Consider the following 26,730-nt stretch of genomic DNA (forward strand, 5'->3'; position numbering starts at 1 on the left):
GAGTGTCAACGCCGCGGACAAACGCGGCAATGAAGGAGTGGCCAAGATGCCGAAACTGACGAAACTTTTGGGAACCGCTGCAGTGGTCGCGATGATGGCTGCCGGTGCGTATGCGCAAGACAGCACGCCCTCAGCGCCGGCGGCCGATACAGCAGCCTCCACGCCTGCCAAGAAAGATTACCGCAAGGATGTGAACGCCGATACGGTGGTCGCCACCGTGAATGGCAAGGACATTACCGTGGGCCAGATGCAGATCGTCCGCGACAGCCTGCCCGCGCAATATCTGCAGATGGATGATGCGACGCTGTTCAAGGGGATCCTTGATCAACTGGTGCAGCAGACCGCGCTTTCCGAGCTGGGCGAAGGCCGCAAGACCAAGCGTGATGATGTGGCACTGGAAGTGCAGCGCCGCGCCTATCTGGCGGGTTCCATGCTGGAATATAGTGCAAATCGTGCCGTTTCCGACGATGCCGTGCAAAAGGCCTATGATGCCAAATACAAGGCCGCCGATCCGGTGACGGAATATCACGCGGCCCATATCATCGTGCCGACCAAGGAAAAGGCCGAAGAGCTGAAGAAGCAGCTCGATGACGGTGCCGACTTCGCCGAACTCGCCAAAGCCAATAGCCAAGATGGTGCGGCGGCCAATGGCGGCGATCTGGGATGGTTCTCTCTCGACCAGATGGTCGAACCCTTCGGCGCGGCCGTGGCCGATATGAAGGATGGACAGATCTCCGATCCCGTCCAGACGCAATATGGCTGGCACATCATCAAACGTGAGGGATCGCGTATCGCCGATGCGCCGAAACTTGCAGATGTCCGCGACGAACTTGAAGGCGATCTGCGCCAGAAAGCTGTCGAGAGCCGCGTGAAAGACACGGTTGATGCCGCAGATGTGAAGCGGATGGACGACGATATTGATCCTGCTATCCTGAAGAACGATAAGTTGTTCGGTCAATAAGGCCGAAACCTGGAAGGGGATGGCATATGCCTGGTAAGAAAAAGACGATCAAGCGCTACGCAAAGCGCGTGGACAAGCTTGAAAGCAAGGTCACGAAGCTCAAGAAGAAGCTGAAGGCCAGCGCGGTCGAGGCCGAAATCGCTCCGGCGAAGGTCTCGCTGATTTCGCCCTTTGCACCGGCATCCTTCCCCGACCTGCCCGAAATCGAGGGCGTCCGCTTCGCATCTGCCGCAGCGGGCGTCAAATATGCAGGCCGCACCGATGTGATGCTGGCCGAGATTTGCCCGGGTTCCGCGATTGCGGGTGTGTTCACCAAATCCTCGACCCGTGCGGCCTGTGTGCTGGACAATCAGGCCAAGCTTGCGGGCACTCCGGCTTCCGATCAGGGTGCGGCCATTCTGGTGAACTCGGGCAATGCCAACGCCTTTACCGGCGCCAATGGTCAGGCCTCGGTCGATGCGATCTCGGGCAAAGTGGCCGAGACGCTGGATCTTCCCGCCTCGCGCGTGTTCACCTCCTCGACGGGTGTGATCGGCGAGCCGCTGCCGCATGACCGGATCACCAATGTTCTGGGCGAGCTGAAGGCCAAACTCAGCCCCGCCTCGATCTCCGACGCGGCCCGCGCCATCATGACCACCGACACCTTCCCCAAAGGCGCATGCGCGACCATCGCGGGCGAAGGCGGCGAGATCAAGATCGCCGGTATCGCCAAGGGCTCGGGGATGATCGCGCCGAATATGGCGACGATGCTGGTCTATATCTTCACCGATGCGACCATCGCCCCCGCGCTGCTGCAAAAACTGCTGTCGTGGCAGGTGGATGATACGTTCAACGCGATCACTGTCGATAGCGACACCTCGACCTCGGATGCGCTGATCCTTGCCGCGACCGGCAAATCGCCTGCAGCCGAACTGATCGAGGGCACCGACGCCTCGATCGCCTTCGAGAAAGCTCTGCGCGCCGTGATGACCGATCTGGCCAAACAGGTTGTGATGGATGGCGAGGGCGCCACCAAATTCGTCGAAGTGCAGGTAACCGGCGCACAGACCCCCGCCGATGCCCATACCATCGCCATGTCCATCGCCAACTCGCCGCTGGTGAAAACCGCGATTGCGGGCGAGGATGCCAACTGGGGCCGGATCGTGGCGGCTGTCGGTAAATCCGGCGCCTATGCCGAGCGCGACCTGCTGACCATCCGCTTCGGCGATATCGTGGTGGCCGAAAAGGGCTGGCGCAATCCCGAATATTCCGAAGAGGAAACATCGGCCTATATGAAACAGTCAGAGCTGGTGATCGGCGTAGATCTGGGTCTGGGCGAGGCGTCGAAGACCGTCTGGACCTGTGATCTGACCCACCGTTATATCGACATCAACGCGGATTACCGTTCGTGACGAAGAAGATCATCCTCGTCTCGGCCGTCGCCCTGATCGATGCCGACGGGCGCGTGCTTCTGGCACAGCGCCCCGAAGGCAAGTCGATGGCGGGTCTGTGGGAGTTTCCGGGGGGCAAGGTCGAGCCGGGCGAGACGCCCGAAGCCTGCCTGATCCGCGAGCTGAAGGAAGAGCTTGGCATCGATACGTGGGCGAGCTGCCTTGCACCACTGACATTCGCCAGCCACAGCTATGACGACTTCCATCTGCTGATGCCGCTCTTTGCCTGCCGCAAATGGGAGGGCATCCCCTCCCCGCGCGAGGGACAGACGCTGGAATGGGCACAGGCCAAGGATCTGACCACCTATCCGATGCCGCCCGCCGACATTCCGCTGATCCCGATGCTGCGGGACTGGCTGTAGGAAAAACTTCTTGATTCGTGTTTTGGGCGCCCTAATTGGGCGCCTTTCACATTCAATGGCGGCAATATAGGCAGTTTCGCCGCGCGATTGTCGACAAAGTTTCAAAACTGCCCACGATTAAGAAATAATTCACCCATCCGCGCCTTTTTTCTTTGCAATTTTATGACAATCCTGTTTTATAAAGATATCGGATTAATCAGGATCCGTAGCACCTTGTAAGGGAGGTCCCTATGCTTCGCACTATCACCGTTGGCAGCTCGGTTTCGATCCAGGGCATCTACCACAGCAAACTTGCAGACGGCAAAATCACCGTCCGCGTTGGTGAGGAACTCTATACCGGACGTCCGGTTACCCGCTGATCGCCAGAGGCGTCCCACGGCGCGCAGGGGAGGGCGTGCCGGTCCGGTCGATGCCTTGAAAGGTCAGAAGGTAAGAAAAAGAGGCCCCACGGGGCCTCTTTTTTTATGCGTAAGGGACGGGAGGCTCACTCCCCTTCGGTGAATTGCAGACGCGCGAGCTCGGCATAGAGCCCGCCTTCGGCCACGAGGCTCTCATGGGTGCCCTGTGCCACGATCCGGCCCTGATCGAAGACCACAATCCGGTCGGCCTTCTTCACCGTCGCCAGGCGGTGCGCGATAATAATGGTGGTGCGGTCCTGCGAGAGCTTCTCGACCGCGGACTGCACCGCACACTCGGAGGAAGCATCAAGCGCCGAGGTCGCCTCGTCGAGCAGCAGGATCGGCGCATCACGCAACATGGCACGCGCAATGGCCACCCGCTGTTTCTGTCCGCCCGACAGCATCACACCGCGTTCGCCCACATAGGTATCGAGCCCCTCGGGCAAAGCCTGCAGGAAATCGAGCGCGTGGGCCGCCTCGGCGGCGGCCTCCACCTCAGCATCGGAGGCATCAGGGCGACCGAAGCGGATATTCTCGCGGGCAGAGGCGGCAAAGATCACCGGATCCTGAGGGACCAGCGCAATCGCCTGACGGAAATCGGGCCGGGCCATCTGGCGCAGATCGATCCCGTCGATGCTGACGCGCCCCGTCTCCGGGTCCCAGAATCGCTGGATCAGCTGGATGATCGTGGTCTTGCCTGCGCCCGAAGGCCCGACAAGCGCCACGGTTTCACCGGCGGCGATATCGAGTGTCACATGATCCAATGCCGAAGTGTCGGGGCGCGAGGGGTAATGGAAGCTGACATCGGTGAAGCTGATCGCCCCCTTCGCCGGACGCGGCAGAGCCATCGGCTGGGCCGGATCCTCGAGCGTGTCCTTGGTCTGCAACAGCTCGATCAGACGCTCGGTCGCCCCTGCCGCACGCTGCAGCTCGCTCCAGATCTCCGACAGAGCGCCGACAGAGCCCGCGACCATCACCGCATAGATAACGAACTGCACCAGCTCGCCCACCGACATCAGCTCATTGCGCACATCCCGCGCGCCGATCCACAGCACACCCACCACACCAGAAAAGATCAGGAAGATGACAATCATCGTCATCAGCGAGCGCGTGCGGATCCGGCGATTGGCGGCGCTGTAGCTCTTTTCCGTCACATCGCGGAAGCGCAGGCGGGTGCGGACCTCATGGGTAAAGGCCTGGATGGTCTGCGCCGACAGGAGCGCCTCGGAGGCCGAACCGGAGGAACTGGCGATCCAGTCCTGATTCTCGCGCGAGAGGCCGCGCAGACGGCGCCCCAGAACCACGATCGGCACGATCACCGCCGGCACGATCAGCAGCACCAGCCCCGTGAGCTTGGCCGAGGTCACCAGCAGCATCACCATCCCGCCTGCAAAGATCATGAAATTGCGCAGTGCCACCGAGACGGAGGATCCGATCACCGACAGGATCAGCGTGGTATCGGTCGTGATACGCGAGATGATCTCGCCAGTGAGGATTCGCTCGTAGAAGGCGGGCGACATGGAAATCACACGATCGAACACCGCCATGCGGATATCGGCCACGACCCGTTCACCGAAGCGCGTTACAAGATAATAGCGCGCGCCCGTCCCTATCGCGAGAAGCGCCGTGATTACCAGCGCCGCACCGAAATACTGGTCAAGAAGCGCCGCACCGCTATTGAACCCGTCCACCACGCGGCGGACCGCAATCGGCAGGATCAGCGAAACGGAGGCGGTCAGCACCAGCGCGAGGAGCGCACACAGCGCAAGGCCGCGATAGGGTCGCAGGAATGGCCAGAGGCCTTTCAGCGCACCGATCTTCTTGGTGGTCGGGCGATCTTCGGTACTCGTCTTGGATCTTCGCACTAAAAGGCCTCCTGCGGTTTACCCGCGGTTTAGGCAGGGAACCCCTTGCAGACAAGGCTCGAATAACAATTCGGGGGGAAGGTTGCGGGACTGTGAAGCCGAAGGGGAACGTTCGGGCGGCCCAAAAGTCAAAAGCCGCAGATCTTGCGATCCGCGGCTTTTTGAAATTGGTGCCCAGAAGAGGACTCGAACCTCCACGCCTTGCGGCACACGGACCTGAACCGTGCGCGTCTACCAATTCCGCCATCTGGGCGTTCCGACCTTGCTGCGAGGCAGCTCAGCTGGTGTGAGGGCCTTCTACGGGGAGCGCCCGAAACCGTCAATAGGAAATTTTCATTTTTGTCGTAGAAAATTTGCATTGCCGCTGGCCTCTTGTCCGGAGGGGTGTAAATCGGTAATCAGGAAGGGAAAATCTGCAAGGGGGAGGCCCAGCCGATGTCGAAACTTGTCACGATCTATGGTGGTTCCGGTTTTGTGGGGCGTTATATCGCCCGCCGGCTTGCGAAGGATGGCTGGCGCATCCGGATCGCCGTTCGCCGCCCGAACGAGGCGCTTTTCACCAAACCCTATGGCGCGGTCGGTCAGGTCGAGCCCGTGTTCTGCAATATCCGTGATGACGCCTCTGTGCGCATGGCCATGATGGGGGCGGATGCGGTTGTGAACTGCGTGGGTATCCTGAATGTCGCCGGCAAGAACGGTTTCGACGCCGTGCAGGCCGATGGCGCGGAGCGAATCGCCCGCATCGCCGCCGAGCTGGGCGTGAAGACCATGGTCCATCTATCGGCCATCGGTGCCGATGCCAATTCGGCCAGCGCCTATGCGCGCTCCAAGGCCAAGGGTGAGGCGGGAGTACTGCAGCACTTCCCCGATGCGATGATCCTGCGCCCCTCGGTCCTGTTTGGCACCGAAGACGGGTTCTTCAACAAATTTGCCGCGATGAGCCGCTTCACTCCGGTCCTGCCGATCACCGGTGGGGGCTCGAAATTCCAGCCGGTCTGGGTGGATGATGTGGCCGCCGCCGCTGTCATGGGCGTCGAGGGCAAGGCCAAGGGCACGTTCGAGCTGGGCGGCCCCGATCAGGCAAGCCTCACCGAGCTGATGAAAACCATGCTGGGCGTCATCAACCGTAAGCGCGCGATCTTCAATATGCCCTTCGGTCTAGCCTCGCTGATGGCCAGCGTCTTCGATGGGTTGCAGGGCGCGACCGGCGGGCTCTTCAACAACACGCTCCTGACCCGAGATCAGGTGAAAAACCTCAAGAAAGACAACATCGTTTCGGCAGATGCGCGGGGCTTTGCTCAACTCGGCATCACACCTATGGCAATGGGAGCGATCATGCCGGGTTACCTCTGGCGCTTCCGCCCGCATGGGCAGTATGAAGATATCCAAGCTTCTGCCAAAAATCTAAAACGGTCCTGATCTGATGAATGATACCCTCTCCGCCGCGATACTTGGATTTGTAGAGGGTCTCACAGAGTTCCTTCCCGTCTCGTCCACCGGCCATGTGCTGATCGTGGGCGAGATGCTCGGCTTCCACTCCACCGGCCATGCCTTTGAAGTGGTGATCCAGCTGGGCGCAATCCTCGCGATTCTGGGCGTCTATGCCAAGAAGCTCTACGAGGTGTTCTCCTCCGCCCCGCATGATCCGCAGGCAAGACGGTTTATCTTCTCGGTGCTGCTGGCCTTCCTGCCCGCTGTATTTATCGGGATCGCGGCACATGATTTCATCAAGCGCGTGCTCTTCGATTCGCCGCTTATCATCGCCACCACACTCGTTCTGGGCGGGATTATCCTGATCGTTATCGACAAGATGGATCTGCATCCCAAACATGATGACGCCATGAAGATCCCGCTGGGTAAGGCCCTTGCGATTGGTTTCATCCAGTGTCTGGCAATGATCCCGGGCACATCGCGGTCGGGTTCGACCATCGTCGGCGCCATGTTGATGGGTGTCTCGAAACGCGCGGCGGCCGAATTCAGCTTTTTCCTGTCCATGCCCACCATGGCAGGTGCCTTCGCCTATGACCTTTACAAGAACTACGATGTGCTGAACGCTGACGACATGATGCTGATCGTGATCGGCTTCGTTATGGCCTTTATCTCGGCAGTGATCGTCGTGCGCCACCTGCTCGACTTCATTTCCCGTCACGGCTACGCGGTTTTCGGCTATTGGCGCATCCTTGTCGGCCTTGCGATCTTTGGCTATTTCGGGCTTCTCCGCTAGGTAGGTATTAATAGCTGACCTATTTTGGAGCAATTTTTCTCACGAAACTGCGTAAATCCGAAAAAAAGCTATATTTAGGTCAGCACCTCTTACTTTTAATGCCTTTCCCGAGCGTGTAGCAAAGTCCCAAAGAAACGCTAGGGAGGCGCTAGCCATGGCCAAGCAACGCATGCTGAAGTTCGTCTCGACGGCAAAGGAAATGCCGGCGAAGCGCGATGCAAAGCAACGCGCCCAGGACTTCAACGAAATCTACGCGGAATATGCCGAACAGAAAGCTGCCGAGCAGGCAGGGCGCTGTTCGCAATGTGGTGTGCCTTATTGCCATACACATTGCCCGCTGCATAACAACATTCCCGACTGGCTGCGCCTGACGGCGGAGGGCCGTCTGGAGGAAGCCTACCAGATTTCTCAGGCGACCAATACCTTCCCCGAAATCTGCGGCCGCATTTGCCCGCAGGACCGTCTGTGCGAAGGCAATTGCGTCATCGAGCAATCGGGCCACGGCACCGTGACCATCGGCTCGGTCGAGAAATACATCACCGATACCGCCTTCGAAAACGGTTGGGTCCCCTCGATCAAACCGAAGAAAGAGCGCGAAGAGAGCATTGGCATCATCGGCGCGGGCCCCGGTGGCCTGGCGGCGGCGGATGTGCTGCGCCGTGCGGGCTGCAAGGTCACTGTCTATGACCGTCACGACCGCGCAGGCGGGCTGCTGACCTACGGTATCCCCGGCTTCAAGCTGGAGAAGGATATCGTCATGCGCCGCGTGACCCAGCTCGAGGAAGCGGGCGTCGAGTTCGTGCTGAACTGCAACGTCGGCACCGACATCACCTTTGACGCGATCCGCGGCAAGCATGATGCGGTCCTGATCGCAACCGGCGTCTACAAGACCCGCGATCTGCGTGATCCGGGTTCGGATGCCTCCGGTATCGTGCGCGCCATCGACTATCTGACCTGCTCGAACAAGCTCTCCTTCGGCGATGAGGTTGCCGAGTTCGAGGATGGCACGCTGAACGCTGCCGGTAAGAATGTCGTGGTCATCGGTGGTGGCGACACCGCGATGGACTGCGTGCGCACCGCCATCCGTCAGGGCGCGACCTCGGTCAAATGTCTCTACCGCCGCGACCGCGCGAATATGCCCGGCTCGCAGCGCGAGGTGCAGAACGCCGAGGAAGAAGGCGCGGAATTCGTCTGGCTGGCCGCCCCCAAGGGCTTCAGCGGTAATCCGGTTTCCTCGATCACCATCCAGAAGATGAAGCTGGGCCAGCCCGATGCGTCGGGCCGTCAGTCGCCCGAGCCGATCGAGGGCGGGATCTACGAGGAGAAAGCCGATCTGGTCATCAAGGCCCTCGGTTTCGAGCCGGAAGATCTGCAGGACCAATGGGACACCAAAGAGCTGGAAGTCACCCGTTGGGGGACCGTCAAGGCCGAGTTCGGCACCCATGCGACCAATATCCCCGGCGTTTACGCAGTAGGCGATATCGTGCGCGGGGCCTCGCTGGTGGTCTGGGCGATCCGTGACGGCCGCGAGGCTGGTGCCGAGATCATCCGCTACCTCGATGGCGTGACGGCCGTCGCCGCCGAGTAACCCTATCCACGCAGGCCGGTTCCTTAAAGCAAACCAGAGGGACCGGCGCGAAGAGACGGAAAGGACCGGACCCATGAAATGGGTGGCAGTTTTTGCACTTCTGATGAGCGGCGCCAGCGCTCAGGCCCAATCGGCGGACGATACGTTCGCCGTGCCTGAGAACTGCACGCTGGATCTGACGGTTCAGATGCATAGCTGTCAGGTCGCCAATCTCTATCACTGCGCGGGGGACGCCGAGGGCGATCGCTGGATCTCCTATGCCGATGGCGAGGGCGAATATTTCCTGTCGCTGATCGATCACGAGACCCGCTGGCTCCGCTCGATCAGCCTCGAAAGCGGGGAAATCGCCGAGCTGGATGAAGCTGCATCGAAAGACAACGCTTCTTTCAGCGCGCTTCTGGAAACGGGCGAGGATGATTACGACTTCGTCACGCGGAACAATTTCGGCGAGACCCGCCGCCAGATCGGCCGCGACTGGCTGACCGGCGAGACGGTGACGATCGACGGCAAGAGTATGGAACGCGCCGATTTCACGCTGGAGACGCAGGACGGCGAGGGCAATGTGATCGCCCGCCGCTCCGGCATCCAGTATATCGACCGCGATCTGCGCGTCTTCTTCTCGGGGCGCGAGAGCTTCCAGAACCCGCAAGGCGACAACATAGAGACCAATGATGCGCCGGTCACCTTTTCCCGCAAGGGCGATGAGGACTTCGGCGCGGCTAAGCCGCTCTTTGACTGCGACATGATGATGACGGCGCTGCGCCCCGAAGATTTGTACTGACCGGCGCAGCCCCAAACGAACCCCGTGGCGCAAGCCATCCCTGAATTCGCCGCGCTTTACCGCCGGTGCACTACGTTCTCCCAAGGAGGCAGACATGACCAAATATGATGAAGCCTGGGTCGCCCACGAGGAAGCCAAGCGTAAATGGATGTCGGAAAACTCGCTCTACAAGGCGGATGACGAGAAATCGTCCTGCGGTGTGGGGCTTGTTGTCTCGATCGACGGGAAAGCCTCGCGTCGCGTCGTGGAAAACGGCATCGACGCGCTAAAAGCCATCTGGCACCGCGGTGCCGTGGATGCGGACGGCAAGACCGGTGACGGCGCGGGTATCCATGTGCAGATCCCTGCCCCCTTCTTCCACGACCAGATCCGCCGCACCGGCCACGAGCCGGATATGGACAAGCGTATCGCCGTTGGTCAGGTCTTCCTGCCGCGCACCGACTTTGGCGCACAGGAACACTGCCGGACCATCGTCGAATCCGAAGTTCTGCGCATGGGCCATTATATCTATGGCTGGCGCCACGTTCCGGTGGACACTTCCTGCCTGGGCGACAAGGCCAACGCCACCCGCCCCGAGATCGAGCAGATCCTGATCCGCAACGAGAAGGATATCGACGAGGAGCAGTTCGAGCGCGAGCTGTACATCATCCGCCGCCGGATCGAGAAAGCGGCCATCGCGGCCCAGCTGAAGGGCCTCTATATCTGCTCGCTCTCGACGCGTTCGATCATCTACAAGGGCATGATGCTGGCCGAGCAGGTTGCGGAATTCTATCCCGACCTCAAGGATGACCGCTTTGAGTCGTCCTTTGCGATTTACCACCAGCGCTATTCCACCAACACCTTCCCCGAATGGTGGCTGGCACAGCCCTTCCGTATGCTGGCGCATAACGGCGAGATCAACACGATCAAGGGCAACATCAACTGGATGAAATCGCACGAGATCCGCATGGCCTCGGCGACCTTTGGCGATATGGCCGAAGACATCAAGCCGGTGATCCCCGCCGCGTCGTCCGACTCGGGTGCGCTGGATTCGGTGTTCGAGCTGATGGTTCGTTCGGGCCGTATCGCGCCCATGGTGAAAACCATGCTGGTGCCCGAAGCCTGGTCGAAAGCGACCGACGAGATGCCCAAGGCATGGCAGGACATGTATGGCTATTGCAACGCCGTGATGGAGCCGTGGGACGGCCCTGCCGCGCTGGCGATGACCGATGGCCGCTGGGTCTGCGGTGGTCTGGACCGGAACGGACTGCGCCCGCTGCGCTATGTGGTGACCGGCGATGGCATGCTGATTGCCGGTTCGGAAGTCGGCATGGTGCCGACCGACGAGGCCACTGTTGTGGAAAAAGGCGCACTTGGTCCGGGGCAGATGATTGCCGTCGATATGACCGAGGGCAAGCTTTACCACGATACCGACCTGAAAGACAAACTGGCCGCCTCGCGCCCCTTCGGTGACTGGATCCAGAAGGTCACCGACCTGTCCGAGCTGATGCGCGACCTGCCCGAGGCTGCAAAATATACCGGCGCCGAGCTGCGTAAGCGCCAGATGGCGGCAGGCTACACGGTCGAAGATATCGAGCAGGTCCTGAGCCCGATGGCCGAGGATGGCAAAGAAGCCATCGCCTCGATGGGCGATGACACGCCGCCTGCCGTTCTGTCCAAGAAATACCGCCCCCTGAGCCATTTCTTCCGCCAGAACTTCAGCCAGGTGACCAACCCGCCGATCGACTCGCTGCGCGAGAACCGCGTGATGTCGCTCAAGACGCGATTCGGTAACCTCAAGAACGTGCTGGACGAAGATAGCGCCCAGACCGAGATCCTCATTCTTGATACGCCCTTCATCGCGAATGAAGAGTTCAACAAGATGGCGGAGATCTTCGGCGAGCATATCTCGATCATCGACTGCACCTTCCCTGCCGGTGCGGATCAGGAAGCGCTGCGTGACGGTCTGGCCCGTATCCGCAACGAGGCGGAAGATGCCGTGCGCTCGGGTGCCGGCCACATCGTTCTGACCGACGAGAACCAGTCCGAAGACAAGATCGCGATGCCGATGATCCTCGCGACTTCGGCCGTGCATAGCTGGCTGACCCGCAAGGGCCTGCGCACGTTCTGCTCGATCAATGTCCGTTCGGCAGAATGCATGGACCCGCATTACTTCGCGGTTCTGGTGGGCTCGGGGGCAACCACGGTCAACGCCTATCTGGCCGAGGATACGCTGGCCGACCGTATTGACCGTGGCCTGATCGAAGGCACCCTGCTCGACGCCGTGCGCAAGTTCCGCGATGCGGTGGATGCGGGCCTGCTGAAGATCATGGCGAAGATGGGGATTTCGGTGATTTCCTCCTATCGCGGTGGTCTGAACTTCGAGGCCGTGGGTCTGTCGCGCGCCATGGTGGCCGAGTATTTCCCCGGCATGCATTCGCGCATCTCGGGCATCGGTCTGCACGGCATCCAGCACAAGCTGGAAGAGGTCCACAAGTTGGGCTGGCTGGGTGGTCAGGACGTTCTGCCGATCGGCGGCTTCTACAAATCGCGCCGTTCGGGCGAGACCCACGCATGGGGTGCGCAGGGTATGCATATGCTGCAAGCCGCCTGTGACCGCGCCAGCTATGACCTGTGGAAGCAGTATAGCACCATGATGCGGGCCAACCCGCCGATCCATATCCGCGACCTTCTGGACGTGAAGCCGCTGGGCAAGCCCGTCCCGATCGAGGAAGTGGAATCGATCACCTCGATTCGTAAGCGGTTCGTGACGCCGGGCATGTCGCTGGGGGCGCTCTCGCCCGAGGCGCACAAACTCCTGAACGTCGCGATGAACCGTATCGGTGCGAAATCCGATAGCGGTGAGGGCGGCGAGGATCCGGCCCACTTCGTGCCGGAGCCGAATGGCGACAATCCGTCCGCCAAGATCAAGCAGGTGGCCTCGGGCCGTTTCGGTGTGACCGCCGAATATCTCAACCACTGCGAAGAGCTGGAGATCAAGGTCGCCCAAGGTGCGAAACCGGGTGAAGGTGGCCAGCTTCCGGGCATGAAGGTCACCGACCTGATCGCGCGTCTGCGTCACTCGACCAAGGGTGTCACGCTGATATCGCCGCCGCCGCACCACGATATCTACTCGATCGAGGATCTGGCGCAGCTGATCTACGATCTCAAGCAGATCAACCCGCGCTGCAAGGTGACGGTGAAGCTGGTGGCGTCTTCGGGCGTTGGCACGATTGCCGCTGGCGTGGCCAAGGCCAAGGCCGATGTTATCCTCGTGTCCGGTCATAATGGCGGCACCGGCGCGTCTCCGGCGACCTCGATCAAATTCGCGGGTCTGCCGTGGGAGATGGGTCTGACCGAAGCGCATCAGGTTCTGGCGATGAACAACCTGCGTGGCCGCGTCACGCTGCGGACCGATGGCGGTCTGCGCACGGGGCGTGACATCGTCATGGCCGCCATGATGGGCGCCGAGGAATACGGTATCGGCACCGCCGCCCTGATCGCGATGGGCTGTATCATGGTGCGTCAGTGCCAGTCGAACACCTGCCCTGTCGGCGTCTGCACCCAAGACCCCGAGATGCGCAAGAAGTTCACCGGCACGGCGGATAAGGTCGTCAACCTGATCACCTTCTACGCACAGGAAGTCCGCGAGATCCTCGCCTCCATCGGCGCACGGTCGCTCGATGAGGTGATCGGTCGTGCCGACCTTCTGACGCAGGTCTCGCGTGGGTCGGCGCATCTGGATGATCTCGATCTCAACCCGCTTCTGCTGACCGTGGATGGCTGGGAAAAGATCGTCTATGACCGCTCGAAGCCGCGCAACTATGTGCCCGATACGCTGGATGCCGAAATCATCCGCGACGGTGCGCGCTTCTTCGACGAAGGCGAGAAGATGCAGCTCTCCTATGCGGTGCGCAACACGCACCGCACCATCGGGACGCGCGCCTCGAGCCACATCGTGCAGAACTTCGGGATGCGCAACGCGCTCCAGCCCGACCATCTGACGGTGAAGCTCACGGGGTCTGCCGGCCAGTCGCTGGGCGCCTTCGCGGCTCCGGGCCTCAAGATCGAGGTGTCGGGCGACGCGAACGACTATGTCGGCAAGGGTCTGTCGGGCGGTATCATCGTGGTGCGTCCGCCGATGATCTCGCCGCTGAAAGCCTCCGAGAACACCATCATCGGCAATACCGTGCTTTACGGTGCAACCGATGGCTACCTGTTCGCGGCAGGCCGTGCGGGCGAGCGTTTCGCCGTGCGTAACTCCGGTGCGCGGGTCGTGATCGAGGGCTGTGGCACCAATGGTTGTGAATACATGACTGGCGGTGTTGCGGTGATCCTTGGCTCGATCGGTGCGAACTTCGGCGCGGGGATGACGGGCGGTATGGCCTATCTCTACGATCCGGATGGTCTGGCCGAAAACCTGATCAATCCGGAATCGCTTGTGACCTGCGGTATCGGCCATAGCCATTGGGAAGCCCAGCTGAAGGGCCTTATCGAGCGTCATTACGAGGAGACCCGCTCGGTCAAGGCCGCGGACATCCTGCAGAACTGGGAGACCGAGCGTCTCAACTTCCTGCAGGTCTGCCCGAAAGAGATGCTGCAGACCCTGCCCTATCCGCTCTCGGATGAACCCGAGGCGGTTCCGGCAGAGTAATATAATGGAACGGGGCCCCAGCGGCCCCGTTTTTCCATGAAAATTTCATGTGGGTAACTGCGGCCTTGGGGCTGCATCTGGCCGCGTTTCGTGGCAGAAGGCTTGACCTGTCCGCAGGCTCAGGGACTTATGGCGACATGGCGAAACCGAAAAGCTCCAAACCCAAGACCGCCAAAGCGGTGAAGAAGAAACCGGCCCCGAAGAAGGCATCGGTGCCGCTCTCGCGCGCGACCGCCGTGGCATGGCTGCGCGCCCATGTCCTGCGCGGCGTCCTGATCCTGCTGGCCGCCGTGCTGGCGGTGGTGGTGCTTTACAAGTTTATCAACCCGCCGACGACCATCACCATGCTCAGCGAAGCGCGTCGTCTGGGTGGCATCGATCATGAATGGGCCGCGATGGACGATATCGCGCCGGTCATGGCCCGCTCTGCCGTAGCGGCCGAAGATGCGAATTTCTGCCGTCACTGGGGGTTCGACATGCGCGCGATCCGCAAGGTGATCGATGAGGGCTCCTCGCGCGGCGCCTCCACAATCAGTCAGCAAACCGCCAAGAACGTCTTCCTCTGGCAAGGGCGTTCGTGGCTGCGAAAGGCGATGGAGGCGGCCCTGACCCCTGCTATCGAGTTCATCTGGAACAAGCGCCGCATCCTCGAGGTCTATCTGAACGTGGCCGAGTTCGATGAAGGCGTCTTCGGGATCGATGCCGCGGCTTTCCGCTATTTCCGCACCACGCCCGACAAGCTGACAGCCCGTCAGGCGGCGTTGCTGGCGGCTGTGCTGCCAAACCCCAAGGAGCGCGATGCAGCCCATCCTTCGGCCTTCCTGTCGCGTCGTGCGAATGCGATCATGGACGGGGCCGCCACGATCGAGCGTGACGGCCGCGCGGAGTGTTTCGAGCGTTAGACGCGCACCATCTGCACCTGCACCACATCGCATTGCTGGGTGCGGAAGGCTGCGGCGCAGGCCTCGAGGTAATAATGCCAGCCGCGCAGGAATTCCTGCCCGTAACCCAACTCAGTGGCCTTGGCCGCACGCTCCCGCAGCCGCTCGGACCACATCCGGCAGGTCTGGGCGTAATCCTCACCGAAAGCAAAGACCTCCTGCACCCTCATGCCTGCCTTGGCCGCCTGTTCGCGGATCTTGCCATCCGACAAAAGCATGCCGCCCGGAAACGCGTATTGGCGGATATAGTCGGAGCTGGCCTGATATTTCGGGAAATAGGCATCCGACACGGTGATCGCCTGAATCATCGCGCGGCCCCCTTCGTTCAGCCGGTCGCGGATCGTGCCGAAATAGGTCGGCCAGTATTTTTCGCCCACAGCCTCGATCATCTCGATGGAAACGATATTATCGAAACGTCCCTCGGTCTTGCGGTAATCCTGCAGCTTGATATCGGCGCGGCCATCCAGACGCGCATCGGCATAGCCCTTCTGCGACGGCGAGATGGTGATGCCGGTCACATGGCGCCCGCTTTCGGCAGCACGCTCGGCAAAATGGCCCCAGCCACAGCCGATCTCCAGCACCCGCTCGCCATTACCCAAACCACCGAGGATTCGGTCCAGCTTGCGGTTTTGCGCACGGGCCAGATCATTATCCTCGGGCGTGAATAACGCCGAGGAATAACTCATGCCCTCGTCGAGCCAGAGCTGGTAGAACTCGTTGCCCACATCGTAATGCGCCCGGATATTGCGCGCGGCCCCCTTCACCGAATTGGCCCGCACGATCCGGTCGATCAGGCGGAATTTCAGGTTCTGCCACGGGCTGGCAAAGGCGTAATTCTCGAGCGCCGAGAAATTCAGGAGCGCCACGGTGAGCAGGTTCTCGATGGAAGCCGTATCCCACAGCCCCGCCACATAGGTCTCGCCCAGACCGATATCACCGCGCGAGGCGATGGCCGCCACCACCGACCAGTCATGGAGCACCAGATCGGCCTCGGGCCCACCCTGACCGAAGCGATGGATGTCGCCCTCGGGCGTACGCAGAGTGAGGCTGCCTTGGGTAATGGCCTGACAGGTATCCAGAAACTCGCGACGCAGGCGGTTACTCAGGAAAGGCATCATCGGGTCAGTTCTTCCTTTGGTGGGGCGGGTCTATCGCGATAGCGCGCGCCTTTGAGTTTCAACCGGAGCGCCTCCCACAGGATCAGCGCCATAATCCGCACAGGTGCCCAAGGGCGACGCAGCACGGCGCCGACGATCCGGCGATTGGTCAGCTCGACCCTCGGCGCGCGATAGGTCGCAATGAGCCCCTCCTCGCCGTTACGGAAATCGATCCGGATCACCACATGGGTGGCCGTAATTGCATATTGGAAATGATAGCCCCCGCCGATGTCCTGAAAAGGGGAAACATGAAAGATCTTGCGCGCCTCCAACACATCGGCGGGCCGGATGGGCGAAAAACCGGCATTTGCACACAGATAGCTATGCCGGTCGCCGAAGGTGTTGTTGACCTCGGCAATCACGGCGATCAGGTCATCCCCACGGAAGGCCATCCAGAAACAGACGGGGTTGAAGACACGGCCCAGAATGCGCGGCTGGGCCAGTAGGCGCAGCCGGTAGGGGCCGCTCAGCCCCTCCTGCGCAAAGGCGTGTCGTGCCCACGCCGCTCCTTGGCCTGCGCCACGCTTCCCGCCATGATCGCGGTCATGGAAGGCAAAGAGGTTGAAGCGGTTATACGAGAAAAAACGCGGCCCAGCAGGGGCCTCGGGATCGAGAAACAGATACTCGACCGGATAGCGGAAACGGTGACCGATGGCGCCGCGACGCACATGCACCGTTTCACCTGGCAAATAGTCGGTCATGCAACTGCCCCGATTTCCGGTCGCCCCATCCCTGCGGGTAGGAGTGGAGATTGCTGCGCCAGCGGCAGAAGCCCGCGGGCCACCCTCATGGCAGAGGCGATCCCGTCCTCATGGAAGCCATGACGCAGCCATGCGCCTGCAAACCATGTATTGCGCAGACCCTGACGCGCGGCAATGCCCGCTTGCGCCGCCACCGCCTCGCGGTCGAACACCGGATGATAGAATGTCTTGCTATCGTAAATCTTGCGCTCGTCGATCGCGAATTGCGGATTGAGGCTGACAAAAAGCGGATCGCTCTCGGGGATCTGCTGCAACCGGTTCATCCAGTAGCTGACGCCGAGCTTTGCTTCCTCATGACGGTGATCGGCCTGATAGACCCAGGATGACCAACAGGCGCGCCGCTTGGGCATCGCCGCCTCGTCACAATGCAGGACCATATCATTGGGCCGGTATCGGATCGCCGAAAGGAGCCGCTGTTCGACAGGATCCATATCAGCCAGAAGCCGCATCGCCTGATCCGAATGGCAAGCCATGACCACCTGATCGAAATCTTCGGGAAGCATGCCCGCACTGCTGACCGTCACGCCCTCGCTATGCCGTTTGACGGACGTGACTGGCGTCTTGGGTCGCAGATCCACGCCCCGCAAATGCAGAGCCCGCAACAGGCGCTCTACATATTGTGTAGAACCACCCTTCACAGTCCACCACTGGTGCTGTCCCGTAGCCGAAAGCAGCGCGTGGTTTTCAAAGAACCGGACCAGAGAGCGGGCAGGAAAGGCACCGATCTCCTGCGAGGGGGTGGACCAGATCGCTCCGGAGATCGGCAGGAGATAATAGTCGCGGAACCATTGCCCGAGCCCCATCTGCCCGATGAGTTCGTCCACCGTCAGATCATCGCGGGCCGCGACTTCGGGCGCGCGTGCATTGAAGGCCAGAATATCGCGTACCATGCGCAGAAAGCCGGGACGCAGGAGGTTGCGCCGCTGGGCGGTAAGTCCGCGCAGATCCTTCAAGGCATATTCGATGCGCCCTTCGTCGATCGAGGCTCCGAAGCTCATATCCGACCGGATCACCGGCACATCAAGCGTATCGAAGAGCCGCGTCAGATGCGGGTAATTGGCATAATTGAACACGATAAAACCGGTATCAACGGGTTGCTGCCCCGATCGGCCCGCCATCACCGTGCGCGCATGGCCACCAAGCCGCGTCTCGGCCTCGAAGAGTGTTACGTCATAGCTCCCGCTCAGCGCCCAAGCGGCCGAAAGCCCCGAAATCCCGCCTCCGATAACGGCGACTCGCGGCCTCAGGAGAGGATTCGCAGATACATCTAGGGACATTGTTTCTCCGGTGATTTACGCCTCATGCTACAAGATACGTCATGCAATGGGCACAAGTTTCACGCAGATGGCATTTAATTACGGAAAACTTTGGAACGTAAGAACGCCCCGCTCCCAGTGCCTTGCAAAGTTTATCTATCCTAACTCAACCTAAGCTTGCCTCATAAGTATTTCATAAACCCATAACGCGCATCCTGACGCTACGGAATTTATTCAGGGAGTGAAGGATGGAAAGCACTGTTATTAGTCCGGGGATGACGGGGCATGCTGCTTCCGCATCGCCCAATCTGGGTGGCCTGATCGGCCTTTTCCAAGCAGAACTCGGCAATACGGCCCAAGCGGCCTTCAGCCTCGGCGCGTTCGTGTCGGTTCCGACAACTGTCAGTATCGACTATCCCGAGACGATTCAGGTCGAACAGCCGATCATCATCGATGATGTCGAAGAAGCGCCCATTACAACGGCTGAAATACTCATGATGATGGAAGCCGGAGACGATTTCTACACGGCAGATATCAGTGTCCTGCTCGACGATAACCATGCTTTTACAGCAGATCCCAGCACAACCGGCGCCACCGCACTCGCAGACGCTGCGGATTTTGACTGGATGCCGAGCGCCGGTGCTGGAGCAACTGCCGCCGAAGATTACGACTACAATCTGGTCGCAGAGGGTGCGCTTGACAACATGGCAGAACTGGATCCGCTCGATCAGTATGATGACGCGGCCCTCAGCTTCGAAAGCGCTGACAGCTTCATCTTCTTCGAGCAGGAGTCCTAAGGGGCTGGTTTACAGCCCCTTACGCAACCGGTCAAAGGCGGAAAGTTCACCGATAAGATCAGCCATCTGGGTAATCGGGATCATATTCGGTCCGTCGGAGGGGGCGTTGTCGGGATCCTGATGGGTCTCGATAAACAGTGCCGAAACGCCAACCGCACAGGCTGCGCGCGCCAGAACCGGCGCAAATTCCCGCTGGCCACCCGAAGTGGTGCCCTGCCCGCCCGGCTGCTGCACGGAATGGGTCGCATCGAAGACGACCGGATAGCCCGTGCGCGACATGATCGGCAGACCGCGGAAATCGGTCACCAGCGTGTTATATCCGAAGGACGTGCCGCGATCGCAAAGCATGATCCGCTCGTTGCCGGTCGACGCGATCTTCTTGGCGACGTTTTCCATATCCCAAGGCGCCAGAAACTGGCCCTTCTTCACGTTGATGGCCCGACCGGTCTCGCCTGCTGCGAGTAGAAGATCCGTCTGACGGCAGAGGAATGCGGGGATCTGCAACACGTCAACGGCCTCGCCCACGGGTGCACATTGGTGTGCGTCATGCACATCCGTAATCACCGGACAGCCAAATTCCTCACGGATCTTCGACAGGATCCCGAGACCCTCATCGATGCCAATCCCGCGCTGGGTGCTGATCGACGACCGGTTCGCCTTGTCGTAGCTGCCTTTGAAGATGAATTTCGTGCCGGTCGCAGCGCAGGCCTCGGCAATCTTTTCGGCCATCATACGGCTATGGTCGAGGCTCTCGAGCTGGCAAGGCCCCGCGATGAGGGCAAAGGGATTAGTCCCGCCGATTTCGATATCACCGATGGTGACGATTTTATCTACGCTCATCATTCGTCCCTTCCGACCAATGGCCTACATCACGCCGCCGCGCAGGAAATCATGCACATGCAGCAGACCTACCGGCTTTTCATTCTCGACGACCAGAAGCACCGAGATCTTTTTCTGATTTAGAATTGCCAGCCCCTCGGCTGCAAGAGTATCCGGCGCAATTGTGACCGGTGTCTTGTTTGCGACCTTCGCGGCATCGGCCTGCATCAGCCCGTCCATATTGCGCCGCAAATCCCCATCGGAGATCACACCGAAGAGCTTGCCGTCCTTCATGACGATGGCAACGCCGAAGCCCTTCGCACTCATTTCCAGAAGCACATCGGACATCGGCGCTGTGTAATCTACAAAGGGAAGCGCGGCATCGGCATGCATCATCTCGGAGACGCGACGCATCTGCGCCCCCAGTTTGCCACCCGGGTGGAAGACGCCAAAATCGGTATCTTTGAACCCGCGCAGCTCCATCAGCGCCACCGCCAGCGCGTCGCCCAGCGCCAGTGTCAGCGTGGTCGAGGTGGTCGGCGCCATGCCCATCGGACAGGCCTCGGGCAGTTTGGGCAGCGTCAGCCTGTAATCGGCCGCTTTCATCAGCGTGCTCTCGGGGTTCGACGAGATCGCGATCAGCGGGATCGAGAACCGCTGGGTATGGTAGATCATATCGCGCAGCTCGGAAGTCTCGCCCGAGTTGGAGATCAGCAAACAGATATCGGCCTCGGTCACCATGCCCAGATCACCATGGCTGGCCTCTGCCGCATGTACGAAGAACGAGGGGGTGCCGGTGGAGGCCAGCGTTGCCGCAATCTTGCGCCCGACATGGCCCGACTTACCGATCCCGCAGACGATGACACGCCCATTGATCTTCATGATCCTCTCGAGCGCCGGCACAAAATCGGCAGGCATTTCGGAAGCAAGATCGCGCAGGGCGTCAGCTTCGATGGTCAGAACCTCTCGCGCGACCCGCAGGCTCTCGGATGCGTTGATGGATTGGGCCATAAGGGCACTCCGCAGTCAAATTCGCGCAGGTGGTAACACGTTGCGCCTGCGATAGCCACAGAGCACAAGCGCAATGCCCAGCGCAACACCCTGCGCACGGAGGACTAAAGAACGGGTCACATTTTGCCACCTAAGCTTCGGATAACGCATTCCGGCATGTGAGGAACCCGATGTCCGATATTTCCGCAAACCTGTCCCTGCCCTTCATCCAGGCGTCCCAAGCCCAGAAACATGTCACCCATAACGAGGCGATCGATATTCTGGATGCGCTCGTCCAACTCTCTGTGACGAGCCGTAGCATAATAACCCCGCCCGCCACCCCCGAGACAGGCGCACGCTATATCCTCCCCGTTGGCGCGACCGGCGCATGGGCAGGCAATGAGGGGGCGGTGGCGCAATGGGGTGGTGAGGCCTGGCGCTTTTACCCGCCCCGCACGGGATGGCAGGCCTATATCGCGGATGAGGCGCAATCGCTGATCTGGACGGGCACGCAATGGACTGGGCTGTTTTCCGGCACGCTGGAGGTCGAGCGCCTTGGTATAAACACGGCAGCCGATGACACAAACCGGCTGGCGGTGGCGTCGGAGGCCACGCTGCTGACGCATGCCGGCACCAGCCACCAACTGAAGATCAACAAAGCGCTGGCGGAAAACACCGGCAGCTTGCTGTTCCAGACCGGATGGTCGGGTCGTGCCGAGATGGGCTGCGCGGGCAGCGATGATTTCGCCATCAAGGTCAGCGCGGATGGTTCAAGCTGGGCCACAGCGCTGTCACTCGAGGCCACAAGCGGACAGGCCCGCCTGCCACAAGGGGCCGTCATCGATACAGCCCTGAGCGGTTCGGCCATTCTTGGCACGGTCTCCCAGACGGCGGGCGCACTGTTCGAGCGCGGTGAGACCACGGATGGCAGCTATTACAAACTGGCGAGCAGATTGATGCTCTGCCTCTCGCCCGAGATCACGATCGGCGCAATCTCTACCGCTGCGGGCAGCCTCTTCCAGTCCGCCGCCCTGCCTTGGACCTATCCGGCAGCCTTCAGCACGGCCCCTGTCATCACTGGCAGTATCGCCACCTCCGGCACATGGATGGGGCATGGTCCCGCCGCGGTGACAGGCTGCAGCGTTACGGCCATGTCATACCAGTCCCTTACCGATGGAGGCATAATCAGGCTAACGGCCATAGGCCGGTGGTTTTAAGCACCTAATCCTTTGGCACTGCCGCTCCGGTCCTTTCGGGGCGGCTTTTTCTTGTGATGGACAGGGCCCCTGCGTCGCGCGAGCCCAAAATTTCAGCAGCCCCCCTGATGGTTGAACGGGTGAAGCGCGCTCTCTGCTGGACCTCTCCGGCCAGACTGCCCTAGGATCGGGAAAACAACGGTTTTTCCAGTCATTTCCCGGAGCAACACCCGCGTATGTCCAAGACCAACGGTTCCCTGAGCGCCCGCATTGCCGACCTTCTCGAAGATGTCTATCCCGATTTCGATCCCGATATTATGGCAAGTCAGGTCATTGACGCGTTCTGGCCCGAAGGCACGCACCGGCGCAAACGGCCCCGTGTTCCGGGCAACAACCTGTGGTCCCAATCGGATGCGGTGCTCATCACCTATGGCGACTCGATCACCGATGGTGCCCATAAACCGCTGGATCTCCTCAATGACTTCCTTCTGAGCTATATGAAGGGCGTGGTGAATGGCGTCCATATCCTGCCCTTCTTCCCCTATACCTCCGATGACGGCTTCGCGGTCACCGATTATCGCAAGGTGAATTCGGCTTTGGGAGACTGGCCTGATATCAGCCGGATCGGGTCCGAGTTCCACCTGATGTCCGATCTGGTGCTCAACCATGTGTCCAGTCAGGGTGTGTGGTTCAATGCCTACCGGCAAGGGCAGGCCCCGTTCGACAAGTTCTTCTACGAGGCGCGGCCTTCGGATGACCTGAGCCAGGTGACCCGCCCGCGCACCACGCCGCTGCTGCAGGCCGTGGATACGCCCAATGGCAAACGTCATGTCTGGTGCACCTTCAGCCATGATCAGGTCGATCTCGATTTCCGCAACCCCGAGGTGCTGCTCGAGATCCTGCGCATCATCCGCCTTCATGTGGATGCGGGCGTGCAGATCCTGCGGCTCGATGCGGTGGCCTTCCTGTGGAAGGAGGTTGGGACCAACTGTATCCACCTGCCCCAGACCCATGCGATCATCCAACTGATGCGCCTGCTATGCGACTATGCCGCCGAGAACGTCATCCTTCTGACCGAGACCAACGTCCCCAAGGCCGAGAACCTTAGCTATTTCGGGGATCGAGATGAGGCGCATGCGGTCTATAACTTCCCGCTGCCACCGCTAATCCTGCATGCCATGATGTCGGGCACCGCCCGTTATCTGCTCGAATGGCAGCGCACCATGCCTCCCGCACCTCTGGGCTGTGCCTATCTCAACTTCACCGCCAGCCATGACGGGATCGGAATGCGCCCCGCCGAAGGGGTTCTGCCCGAGGCCGAGAAGGAGAAGGTCATCGACACGATCCGCGAAATCGGCGGCCTGGTGTCGATGCGCTCGCTACCCGACGGGTCGGAAAGCCCCTACGAGCTGAACTGCGGTTTCTTCGAGGCGATGGGCCGCACTTTCAAGGGCGAAGACGAGTTCCATATCAAGCGTTTCCTGTGCTCGCAGACCATCGTGATGTCGCTCGAGGGTATTCCCGCCTTCTACATCCACTCGATGCTGGCCACCCCCAATGACCATGAAGCCGTGGAACGGCGCGGCATGAACCGCGCGATCAACCGTCACAAATGGTTCTATCCCGAACTCCGTGCCAAGCTGGCCGATTACGAGAGCAACCAGAGCCGCGTTCTTAGCGCCCTGTCCGAGCGTCTGCGCCTGCGCGCCCGCCAGCCCGCGCTCCACCCCAATGCCACGCAGTTTACCCTGCATCTCGATCCCCGTTTGTTCGGCATCTGGCGCCAGTCGCTGGATCGGGCACAGTCTATCTTCGCGATCCATAATGTCAGCGATGAAGAGGTGACGGTCAGAACCGGCGATCTCAATCTGATCGACGGACAGCGCTGGTTCGATATCCTGTCAGGCGAGTTGATCGATGGCGGACCGGAGACCACGCTCACCATGGCGCCCTATCAGTGTCGCTGGATCACCAACCGCGCATAAGCTGAAAGCCGGGCGCCAGAGCCCGGCATCCATTTCGGATCAGGCAGGGGCAAACTCGGCCTCGTCCTCCGCCACGGCCTTATGGAAATCGGCGATGAAGGTCGGATCGGCAGCATTCACGCGGTTCCATGTAGGGATGAAGGGGCGCTCCTCGGGATTTTCCAGAAACACCTGCCCCGCCTTCACGATATTCTCGGCAAACAGCTCGATATGCTGCTCCTCGCCATGGCGGTCCACGCGCAGCCCGTTCATCTTGGCATCATTGTAATAGGCCTCCAGCAGATCCAGCGCGCGGCGGTAATAGGTGGCCTTCAGCGTGCGGAACATCTCCGGCGTAAAGACCGTGCCATCGGCGGCCAGCTTGCGATAGAGCGCCTTGCAGATATCCGAGGACATGCGATTCAGACCGGCGCTCGCATCCTCGGGACTCGTCTCCTGATGCTTGTGGTCATAGGCGTCGGCGATCTCCACCTGACAGATCGCACCCCGTCCCAGATTGCGCCATGCTTCGGACAGCACACCAATCTCCAACCCCCAGTCCGACGGGATACGCAGATCGGGCAGCATCTGCGTGCGCATGGCAAACTCGCCCGACAGGATATAGCGGAAGGCCCGCAGGTAATCGAGGTAATCACGATCTCCCACCACCCGTTTCAGCGCGATCAGGATCGGGCTGACCAGAAGCCGCGTGACCCGCCCGTTCAGCTTGTCATTGCCGATCCGCGCATAATAGCCCTTGGACAGTTGATAGGGGAAAGACGGGTTGGCCACCGGATAGACAAGCCTATCAAGAAGCTCGCGGTTATAGGTGACGATATCGCAATCATGGATCGCCATCACCGCGCTATCGGCACAACCGATCAGATAGCCGATACAGCCCCAAACATTCTTGCCCTTGCCCGGCTCCTGTGGCGCCAAGCCCAGCACCTCCAGCCGCTCGAACAGCGCCTTCATCCGCGGGCTGTCATTCCAGATCACGGTAGTCTTCTGCGGCAGATCCGCAAAGAAGCTGCGCGCATGGCGGTATTGCGCCTCGTCTGCACGGTCGAGCCCAATGATGATCCGGTTGAGATAGGAAACCTTGGACAGTTCCTGAACGATATTGGCCAGTGCCGGCCCCTCCAGTTCGGAATAGAGGCTCGGCAGGATCAGCGAGATCTTCCGGCTCTGCGCATAGGTGCTGATCTCGTAGACCAGCTCCTCGTTCGAGCGGCTCCGCAGATTATGGAAATGGGTGATGTTCCCGTTTTGTTGGAAATCGGCCATGTCAGCCCTCCTCTTTCTCGTAATCGGCAAGAATCGCCAGTATCGCCTCGTTCCATCCGGCAGGGCCTTCGGCCTGTGTTCGCCTTATGGTCCTGTCTTTTTCTCCGGCAAGCGCGGGCAGACCTGTGCCATGGGTATTGTGGATCACCACCCCGATATCGGCCGTCTCGATCATCTCGCGGTCATTGGGCGCATCCCCCAGAGCAATCGTCAGATTTGGCCGGTAGCGGTCGATGACCGCCTGCATCTGCCCCGCTTTGGTGCCCCCAAAAGATAGCGTCAGATAGCGCCCGCCCCGCCGTGCCGAAATCCCGCTACGGGACAAAGCGGAAACAAACGCCTCTTCCTGCGCCTCGCTGCCCGTCCAGATCCCCGGTTCGGAAAAGGCCCGGGCCCTGGCTTTCGCGGCCTGCGCGAGCGGCAATCCGGTCGAGGCCGCAACTCCAGCCACATCCATATCGCCAAACCCCGTGAAACAACGGCGCAATTCCCCGGGCAGGCCGTCCAGCGCATGGCGCAGATCGCGATAGGCATCGCTCTGTGTGGTGATCTGGTCCCGCGTCATCAGCGCGGCACCGTTTTCCGCAATGATTGGCATATCGCCGAGCCCGAGCGCATCATGCAGGTCGGCAATCTCGGGCGCGGTCTTGGAGCTGGCAAGCACAATGATCGCACCGCGTTCCTTCAGGGCTCTGATCGCGGGAAGCGCGGGCGCAAAACTATAGGTTTCATGGTCCAGAAGCGTTCCGTCGAGATCCGTGAAAACCAATATCGTCATGCGCTACCCTTATGTTTCATGGAAGTGTATCGCGCGCAGGTGACAGTTCAATGCCGGATCGGAGATTAACGGCACCAGCCTCATGAAAGCGTTGAATAAACGGGCATTTTGACGAATAGAGAAGATCGCCTATGCTACGGGCGCTCCTCAGATGCGAAGACCTGTCCATGATGCCCCTCCTTCTGCCCACCCTCGGTCTCTATCTGCTTGCCGCCTTTGCCGAGATCGGCGGATGTTTCGCGGTCTGGGCATGGCTGCGTCTGGGCAAAAGCCCGCTCTGGCTGGTGGCAGGTGCGCTCTGTCTCGCGCTTTTCGCCTATCTGCTGACACGCTCGCAGGCGGAGTTCGCAGGCCGCGCCTATGCCGCCTATGGCGGCATCTATATCGGCGCATCGATCCTGTGGCTGTGGCTTATCGAGCGCCAGATCCCGACCCGCTGGGACCTGATCGGCGGCACGCTATGCGTGATCGGGATGGCGGTCATCCTGCTGGGACCGGCGCTCCAGAAATAACGCACAAAAGAAAAACCCGCCTGACCTGAG

22 protein-coding genes and 1 tRNA gene are annotated in these 26,730 nt (G+C 60.6%); 14 read left to right on the plus strand and 9 right to left on the minus strand.

Going from position 1 to position 26,730, the window contains the following annotated elements; all coding sequences use genetic code 11:
* Positions 1–46 precede the first annotated feature (46 nt).
* From ABEB22_RS05090 to ABEB22_RS05105, 4 genes are all read left to right on the plus strand, one after another.
* Positions 47–961 carry a peptidylprolyl isomerase gene (locus ABEB22_RS05090; RefSeq protein WP_350936679.1) on the plus strand — a complete coding sequence of 305 codons (915 nt, stop codon included), beginning with the start codon at positions 47–49 and terminating at the stop codon, positions 959–961.
* Positions 962–987: 26 nt separating this feature from the next.
* Complete coding sequence (argJ, locus tag ABEB22_RS05095) at positions 988–2,352, plus strand: bifunctional glutamate N-acetyltransferase/amino-acid acetyltransferase ArgJ (protein ID WP_406870975.1); 1,365 nt, start codon at positions 988–990, stop codon at positions 2,350–2,352.
* Complete coding sequence (mutT, locus tag ABEB22_RS05100; protein ID WP_339113949.1) at positions 2,349–2,753, plus strand: 8-oxo-dGTP diphosphatase MutT; 405 nt, start codon at positions 2,349–2,351, stop codon at positions 2,751–2,753. The genes argJ and mutT overlap by 4 nt, the downstream gene beginning before the upstream one ends.
* A 230-nt stretch (positions 2,754–2,983) precedes the next feature.
* The gene (locus tag ABEB22_RS05105; protein WP_339113948.1) at positions 2,984–3,112 is read left to right on the plus strand and encodes a hypothetical protein; all 129 of its coding nucleotides are present in this window, start codon (positions 2,984–2,986) and stop codon (positions 3,110–3,112) included.
* Between the two features lie 125 nt (positions 3,113–3,237).
* On the opposite strand, the gene ABEB22_RS05110 is transcribed toward ABEB22_RS05105, so the two are convergent.
* A complete protein-coding gene (locus tag ABEB22_RS05110; protein ID WP_406870976.1) occupies positions 3,238–5,016 on the minus strand; it encodes an ABC transporter transmembrane domain-containing protein in 1,779 nt (592 codons plus the stop codon).
* 168 nt (positions 5,017–5,184) lie between these two features.
* Positions 5,185–5,269 (minus strand) — tRNA-Leu (locus ABEB22_RS05115).
* A 182-nt stretch (positions 5,270–5,451) separates the two neighbouring features.
* Between ABEB22_RS05115 and ABEB22_RS05120 the strand changes: the two genes are divergently transcribed.
* From ABEB22_RS05120 to mtgA, 6 genes are all read left to right on the plus strand, one after another.
* Positions 5,452–6,435, plus strand: coding sequence for a complex I NDUFA9 subunit family protein (locus ABEB22_RS05120; protein WP_350936684.1), 984 nt, complete (start codon positions 5,452–5,454; stop codon positions 6,433–6,435).
* A 4-nt stretch (positions 6,436–6,439) separates the two neighbouring features.
* Positions 6,440–7,240, plus strand: coding sequence for an undecaprenyl-diphosphate phosphatase (locus ABEB22_RS05125; protein WP_339113946.1), 801 nt, complete (start codon positions 6,440–6,442; stop codon positions 7,238–7,240).
* Positions 7,241–7,394: 154 nt separating this feature from the next.
* Positions 7,395–8,828 carry an NAD(P)-dependent oxidoreductase gene (locus ABEB22_RS05130; protein ID WP_339113945.1) on the plus strand — a complete coding sequence of 478 codons (1,434 nt, stop codon included), beginning with the start codon at positions 7,395–7,397 and terminating at the stop codon, positions 8,826–8,828.
* A gap of 73 nt (positions 8,829–8,901) precedes the next feature.
* A complete protein-coding gene (locus ABEB22_RS05135) occupies positions 8,902–9,609 on the plus strand; it encodes a hypothetical protein (protein WP_406870977.1) in 708 nt (235 codons plus the stop codon).
* Positions 9,610–9,703: 94 nt separating this feature from the next.
* Positions 9,704–14,242 carry a glutamate synthase large subunit gene (gene gltB / locus ABEB22_RS05140; RefSeq protein WP_350936688.1) on the plus strand — a complete coding sequence of 1,513 codons (4,539 nt, stop codon included), beginning with the start codon at positions 9,704–9,706 and terminating at the stop codon, positions 14,240–14,242.
* A gap of 137 nt (positions 14,243–14,379) precedes the next feature.
* Positions 14,380–15,144: a monofunctional biosynthetic peptidoglycan transglycosylase gene (gene mtgA, locus ABEB22_RS05145; protein WP_406870978.1), complete on the plus strand. Its 765-nt coding sequence runs from the start codon at positions 14,380–14,382 to the stop codon at positions 15,142–15,144.
* Here mtgA and ABEB22_RS05150 read toward each other — a convergent pair.
* Genes ABEB22_RS05150 through ABEB22_RS05160 form a run of 3 tightly spaced genes read right to left on the minus strand, consistent with a single transcriptional unit; the run spans position 15,141 to position 18,378 of the window.
* Positions 15,141–16,298, minus strand: coding sequence for a cyclopropane-fatty-acyl-phospholipid synthase family protein (locus ABEB22_RS05150; protein ID WP_339114447.1), 1,158 nt, complete (start codon positions 16,296–16,298; stop codon positions 15,141–15,143). The genes mtgA and ABEB22_RS05150 overlap by 4 nt on opposite strands.
* Positions 16,298–17,041, minus strand: a complete 744-nt coding sequence (locus ABEB22_RS05155; protein WP_406870979.1) for a DUF1365 domain-containing protein — start codon at positions 17,039–17,041, stop codon at positions 16,298–16,300. Before ABEB22_RS05155 ends, ABEB22_RS05150 begins: the two co-directional genes overlap by 1 nt.
* Positions 17,038–18,378, minus strand: coding sequence for an NAD(P)/FAD-dependent oxidoreductase (locus ABEB22_RS05160; RefSeq protein ID WP_406870980.1), 1,341 nt, complete (start codon positions 18,376–18,378; stop codon positions 17,038–17,040). The genes ABEB22_RS05155 and ABEB22_RS05160 overlap by 4 nt, the downstream gene beginning before the upstream one ends.
* A gap of 227 nt (positions 18,379–18,605) precedes the next feature.
* Here ABEB22_RS05160 and ABEB22_RS05165 point away from each other — a divergent pair, with 227 nt between their 5' ends.
* Positions 18,606–19,154 carry a hypothetical protein gene (locus tag ABEB22_RS05165; protein WP_406870981.1) on the plus strand — a complete coding sequence of 183 codons (549 nt, stop codon included), beginning with the start codon at positions 18,606–18,608 and terminating at the stop codon, positions 19,152–19,154.
* 9 nt (positions 19,155–19,163) lie between these two features.
* Here ABEB22_RS05165 and kdsA read toward each other — a convergent pair whose 3' ends face one another.
* Both kdsA and ABEB22_RS05175 read right to left on the minus strand, forming a co-directional pair.
* On the minus strand, positions 19,164–19,994 hold the full coding sequence (kdsA, locus tag ABEB22_RS05170; RefSeq protein ID WP_406871124.1) for a 3-deoxy-8-phosphooctulonate synthase: 831 nt from the start codon (positions 19,992–19,994) through the stop codon (positions 19,164–19,166).
* Between the two features lie 24 nt (positions 19,995–20,018).
* Entirely contained in the window at positions 20,019–20,984 is a 966-nt protein-coding gene (locus ABEB22_RS05175) for a KpsF/GutQ family sugar-phosphate isomerase (protein ID WP_339113938.1), read from the minus strand.
* A gap of 170 nt (positions 20,985–21,154) precedes the next feature.
* Here ABEB22_RS05175 and ABEB22_RS05180 point away from each other — a divergent pair, with 170 nt between their 5' ends.
* Entirely contained in the window at positions 21,155–22,180 is a 1,026-nt protein-coding gene (locus ABEB22_RS05180; RefSeq protein ID WP_406870982.1) for a DUF2793 domain-containing protein, read from the plus strand.
* A 215-nt stretch (positions 22,181–22,395) separates the two neighbouring features.
* A complete protein-coding gene (locus ABEB22_RS05185) occupies positions 22,396–24,144 on the plus strand; it encodes a sugar phosphorylase (protein ID WP_339113936.1) in 1,749 nt (582 codons plus the stop codon).
* A 39-nt stretch (positions 24,145–24,183) separates the two neighbouring features.
* Here ABEB22_RS05185 and ABEB22_RS05190 read toward each other — a convergent pair whose 3' ends face one another.
* A complete protein-coding gene (locus ABEB22_RS05190) occupies positions 24,184–25,410 on the minus strand; it encodes a glycosyl transferase (RefSeq protein WP_339113935.1) in 1,227 nt (408 codons plus the stop codon).
* 1 nt (position 25,411) lies between these two features.
* Complete coding sequence (locus ABEB22_RS05195; RefSeq protein ID WP_406870983.1) at positions 25,412–26,188, minus strand: HAD-IIB family hydrolase; 777 nt, start codon at positions 26,186–26,188, stop codon at positions 25,412–25,414.
* Between the two features lie 170 nt (positions 26,189–26,358).
* Between ABEB22_RS05195 and ABEB22_RS05200 the strand changes: the two genes are divergently transcribed.
* The gene (locus tag ABEB22_RS05200; RefSeq protein ID WP_339114445.1) at positions 26,359–26,700 is read left to right on the plus strand and encodes a YnfA family protein; all 342 of its coding nucleotides are present in this window, start codon (positions 26,359–26,361) and stop codon (positions 26,698–26,700) included.
* Positions 26,701–26,730 lie beyond the last annotated feature (30 nt).

This window comes from Thioclava sp. 'Guangxiensis' (genome assembly GCF_045348365.1).
GTDB classification, from domain to species: Bacteria; Pseudomonadota; Alphaproteobacteria; order Rhodobacterales; family Rhodobacteraceae; genus Thioclava; species Thioclava kandeliae.